The sequence below is a fragment of the Flavobacterium sp. genome, from assembly GCF_029242675.1.
Taxonomy (GTDB): Bacteria; Bacteroidota; Bacteroidia; order Flavobacteriales; family Flavobacteriaceae; genus Flavobacterium.
Genome location: NZ_JAQWTM010000140.1, coordinates 1 through 4,264, shown reverse-complemented (window position 1 = coordinate 4,264; position 4,264 = coordinate 1). Strand labels below are relative to the sequence as shown.

At 34.2% G+C, this 4,264-nt stretch carries 4 protein-coding genes and 1 pseudogene; all 5 read left to right on the top strand.

Going from position 1 to position 4,264, the window contains the following annotated elements; genetic code table 11:
- The coding region (locus P8M54_RS05640; RefSeq protein WP_300286085.1) for an SGNH/GDSL hydrolase family protein at positions 1-690 on the top strand (690 nt) is incomplete at its 5' end.
- Positions 680-2,059, top strand: a complete 1,380-nt coding sequence (locus tag P8M54_RS05635; RefSeq protein WP_300286083.1) for a sialate O-acetylesterase — start codon at positions 680-682, stop codon at positions 2,057-2,059. The genes P8M54_RS05640 and P8M54_RS05635, both read left to right, overlap by 11 nt.
- 297 nt (positions 2,060-2,356) lie before the next feature.
- Positions 2,357-2,644: pseudogene (locus P8M54_RS05630) on the top strand (glycosyl hydrolase); the annotation flags it as partial.
- Positions 2,645-2,694: 50 nt separating this feature from the next.
- Positions 2,695-3,078 carry a helix-turn-helix domain-containing protein gene (locus P8M54_RS05625; RefSeq protein ID WP_300286081.1) on the top strand — a complete coding sequence of 128 codons (384 nt, stop codon included), beginning with the start codon at positions 2,695-2,697 and terminating at the stop codon, positions 3,076-3,078.
- On the top strand, positions 3,030-3,938 hold the full coding sequence (locus P8M54_RS05620; RefSeq protein ID WP_300286079.1) for an IS3 family transposase: 909 nt from the start codon (positions 3,030-3,032) through the stop codon (positions 3,936-3,938). The genes P8M54_RS05625 and P8M54_RS05620 overlap by 49 nt, the downstream gene beginning before the upstream one ends.
- Positions 3,939-4,264: the final 326 nt, after the last annotated feature.

The following is a 4,264-nucleotide window of genomic DNA, read 5'->3' as shown; positions in this document are numbered from 1 at the left end:
AAATTTAGTCCACAGAAAAGAAAAAAAATAGAATTTATTGGCGATTCAATTACGTGTGGAATGGGTAATGATTCGTCGTTATTTCCTTGTGATAAAGGCGAATGGTTTGATCATCACAATGCGTATATGGCATATGGTCCTCAGGTAGCGAGAAGATTAGATGCAGATTTTGTATTGAGTTCTGTTTCAGGAATTGGAATGTATCGAAATTGGAATGATGAACACCAAAAAGAGGCGATAATGCCAGATGTTTATGAAAATTTGTACTTGAACGAAGATAGTTCTAAAAAGTACAATTTTAAGTTTGAACCTGATTTGGTGAGTATTTGTTTAGGAACGAATGACCTTTCTGATGGTGACGGGAAGAAAAAACGTTTGGCTTTTGATGAGAAAAAGTTTGAAACAAATTACATCAATTTTATTAAAACAGTGTATAAACATTATCCAAAAACTAGAATTGTTTTACTAACGAGTCCAATGGTTTCTGGAGCTAGAAATGAAGCTTTTGTTCGTGGTTTAAAAAACGTAATTGCTGCTTTTGATAAAGATAAAAAACATGAAAAAATAGCATTGTTTGAGTTTCAACCAATGACACCAAATGGTTGTGGATTTCACCCAGATATTGCAGACGACACTATAATGGAAAATCAATTAACCCCTTTTTTCAAAACTTTGCTAAATGAAAATTAATATTTTTACATACGTTTTACTCTTATTTCTATCCCAAGTTACTATGGCTAACGTTTCGCTTCCAGCTATTTTTAATGATAATATGGTTTTGCAGCGCAATTCTGAAGTTGTTATTTGGGGTTGGGGAAATCCAAGTGAAGAAATAAAAATTAAACCAAGTTGGGATAATCAAGAATATACCGTAAAAGCCAATAATCAAGCGCGTTGGGAAGTTAAAGTAAAAACAACCAAAGAGGGAGGTCCGTATACAATTTCCATAAAAGGCTATAATGAAGTGGTTTTGAAAAACATTTTATTAGGTGAAGTTTGGCTTTTGTCGGGACAATCGAATATGGAAATGTCGGCGAGTTGGGGAATTAAAAATGGCGATGAAGAAGTTCAGAAAGCGAACTACCCAAACATTCGTTTTTTTACAGTTCCCAAACTTACGGCGGAAACGCCACAAAATAACTTGTTGGGAAATTGGACGGAATGTAGTCCTGAATCAATGAAATATTTTAGTGCTGTTGGTTACTTTTTTGCCAAACAGTTACATACGGATTTGAAAGATGTGCCGATTGGATTAATTTCTTCAAATTGGGGCGGAACTCCGGCCGAAATTTGGATAGCGGAAGATGTTGTAAATAATGATGAAACGCTATCTTCCAATGCAAAAAAACTCAACGAGCAAGAATACGGACCAAGAATGCCAGGGCGAGCTTACAACGCGATGATTTACCCGTTGGAAAAATTTAAGATTGCAGGAGCTCTTTGGTACCAAGGTGAATCGAATGTGGGTTCATCTACTTACGATCAAACACTTTCGGCTTTGATTACTTCTTGGCGTAAAGCTTGGAACGAAGACTTTCCGTTTTATTTTGTACAAATTGCACCTTATAAAACAGGTACAAATAATTACTCGAATGTAACTTTAAGAAATTCGCAACGCAAAGTTTTAAATCAAGTTAAAAATACTGGAATGGTGGTGATAAGCGATGTTTCAGATACGATTGATATTCACCCAAAAGATAAAAAATCGGTTGGAATTCGTTTGGCTAATTTAGCTTTGAAAGAAACATATAAAACGAATTCTAATTTGGTTAACGGACCACTTTATAAGTCGGTTAAAGCAGATAAGAATAAAATTGTTGTTGATTTTGATGCTGCCGAAGGGTTACACTTTTTAGATAGAAAAGATACTCAGTTTGAGATTGCTGGAGCGGATGATGTCTATTTTTCCGCAGAAGCAACTATAAAAAGCAATCAAGTTATTTTAACAAGTAAAAAAGTAAAAGAACCGGTAAAAGTCCGTTTTGCTTGGGGAAATACGATTCAGTCTAACTTGTTTAATAAAGCCAATTTGCCTGCTTCTTGTTTTATTTCGGAGTAAGGATTTACGATTGTTGATGTGTTTTATAACGTTTTTTATCATTTCGAGGAACGAGAAATCACACTAATTGATTGATAAGAAATTTTGAATTTTTTTTGCGGAGTTTCTTAAGGGAATTCTCCTTTGTTGAAATGATACTGTTGCGTTGATTCTATTAAAATAAAAATTTCTTGATTAACGGGAGTTGCGTGAGGGATAGCGGCGGTATCCTTTTGCGAACGAAGTGGTGCAAAAGCCCGACACTTGCCTTTTTTCGGGCAAGGGTCACGCCCCAAATAGTAAACTATTTTATAAAATATGAAAAATAAAGAACTAATTCTGGGAATTTTTTCCCTGTTTACCGTGGGAACTATGAGTGCACAAAAAAAAGATTATTTGGATAAAAATAAACCTACTGAGGAACGTATTGATTTGTTGATGAAACAAATGACTTTGGAAGAAAAAGTAGGTCAAATGAACCAATACAATGGTTTTTGGGATGTTACAGGCCCTGCGCCAAAAGGTGGTTCGGCGGAGTTGAAATACGAACATTTACGCAAAGGTTGGGTAGGCTCAATGCTTACCGTTCGCGGTGTGAAAGAGGTTTGTCGCGTCCTAAAATAGGTTGACTAAAAATTAAACACCTTTAGCAACCAATGGAAACACCCGAAAATCAGCCCGTCCGAAGAAGAAACGGAAAACAAGTAAGTTTTGAATATAAACTTTCTGTAATTCAACAAATCAATAATGGACAAATTTCTTTAAATTTCGCTTCTAAAAAATACAATATTTCTAAAAGCACAATCGAATACTGGATGAAAAAACTAACCAATTACGAGCAAACCACTAAATCTATTAGTAAAGACGATGAAATTCGCTTGCTTAAGAGTAAAATCGAAGATTTAGAAGCTGTTAAAACATTTCAACAAGAAATAATCATTGAATTTGAGTCCGTTACAGGGGAAGAACTTTCAAAAAAGTACTTGCCCGATTGGTTAGCAAACGAAATTCAGAGAAAGAAGAAAAAGCTTTTAAAATAAAATGGATTTACGAATCAATCGGGATTAGTAAACAAGCTTATTATCAAAGAATTAAATCCGATAAAGAAAAAGAAATACGCAATAATACGGTCATTGATTTGGTCTTGGAGATACGTAAGAGAATGCCAGGAACAGGAACAAGAAAACTTGTTGATCACTTAAAAGAAAAGTTTGTTCAACATAACATAAAATTGGGCAGAGATGCGTTGTTTGATTTGCTCAGAGTTAGAGGTTTATTCATAAAGAGAACAAAACGTTTTCACATCACAACTGACTCTAAACACTATTTTTTCAAGTCTCCTAACCTACTGTATAACTTGGCAATAACACACGCCGAACAAGTTTTTGTTGCAGATATAACTTATGTAAAAACCGATGCAGGACATGCTTATTTAGCCTTGGTGACAGATGCCTATTCTCGAAAAATAATGGGTTGGTCATTAGAAGACAATATGCGAGTTGAAATGGTGAAAAACGCACTAAAAATGGCACATAAAAATTGTGTTTTCAAACACAAAAACATCATTCATCATAGCGACAGAGGTATACAATATTGTTGTCCAGATCATAGTGAATTTGCTGAAAACAAAGGTTTTACATTCAGTACAACACAAAAATACGACCCTTATGAAAATGCAATCGCAGAGCGTATCAACGGGATTTTAAAATATGAATTTGGACTAAAAAAAACAATTAAGTCGATTCAAATAGCAAAAGCAATGACTAGAGAAGCTGTAGGAATTTACAATAATGAAAGAACTCATTGGAGTTTAGACTTAAAAACACCACAATCGGTTCATTTACAATACAATAAGCAGAAAAATAAATCTTATAAAAAGAAGAAAAAAGTTGCCGTTTAAACACCAATTTACTACTATTGTAATACTATGTGAGGATGGAAGCGAGCAATGCTGAGGAGCAACTCGAAGAGTGCCAAAACCATAGTCTAAGAAAATGAAGATGGCATTTTCAAAATGCCACTTCTTTTAATCTTCATTTTTTTTGAAGAAAAAACTAAAAAAACCTAACACAAAATTGATAGCCCGATTTTGTCGTTTTTAACCTAATTTTTAACAAAATAATGGTCAACCCAGGCTAGGACAAGACATATCATGGAATCCTAAAAAAAGAAGTGTTCCAAAGGGTTGATTATAGAACTTTTGGAGAAATAGAACAGATATTAAAG

What these genes read in the sequence shown, in the direction of transcription:
- P8M54_RS05635 (WP_300286083.1), top strand. Translation starts at nt 680, where the DNA reads ATGAAAATTAATATTTTTACATACGTTTTACTCTTATTTCTATCCCAA.
- P8M54_RS05625 (WP_300286081.1), top strand. Translation starts at nt 2,695, where the DNA reads ATGGAAACACCCGAAAATCAGCCCGTCCGAAGAAGAAACGGAAAACAA.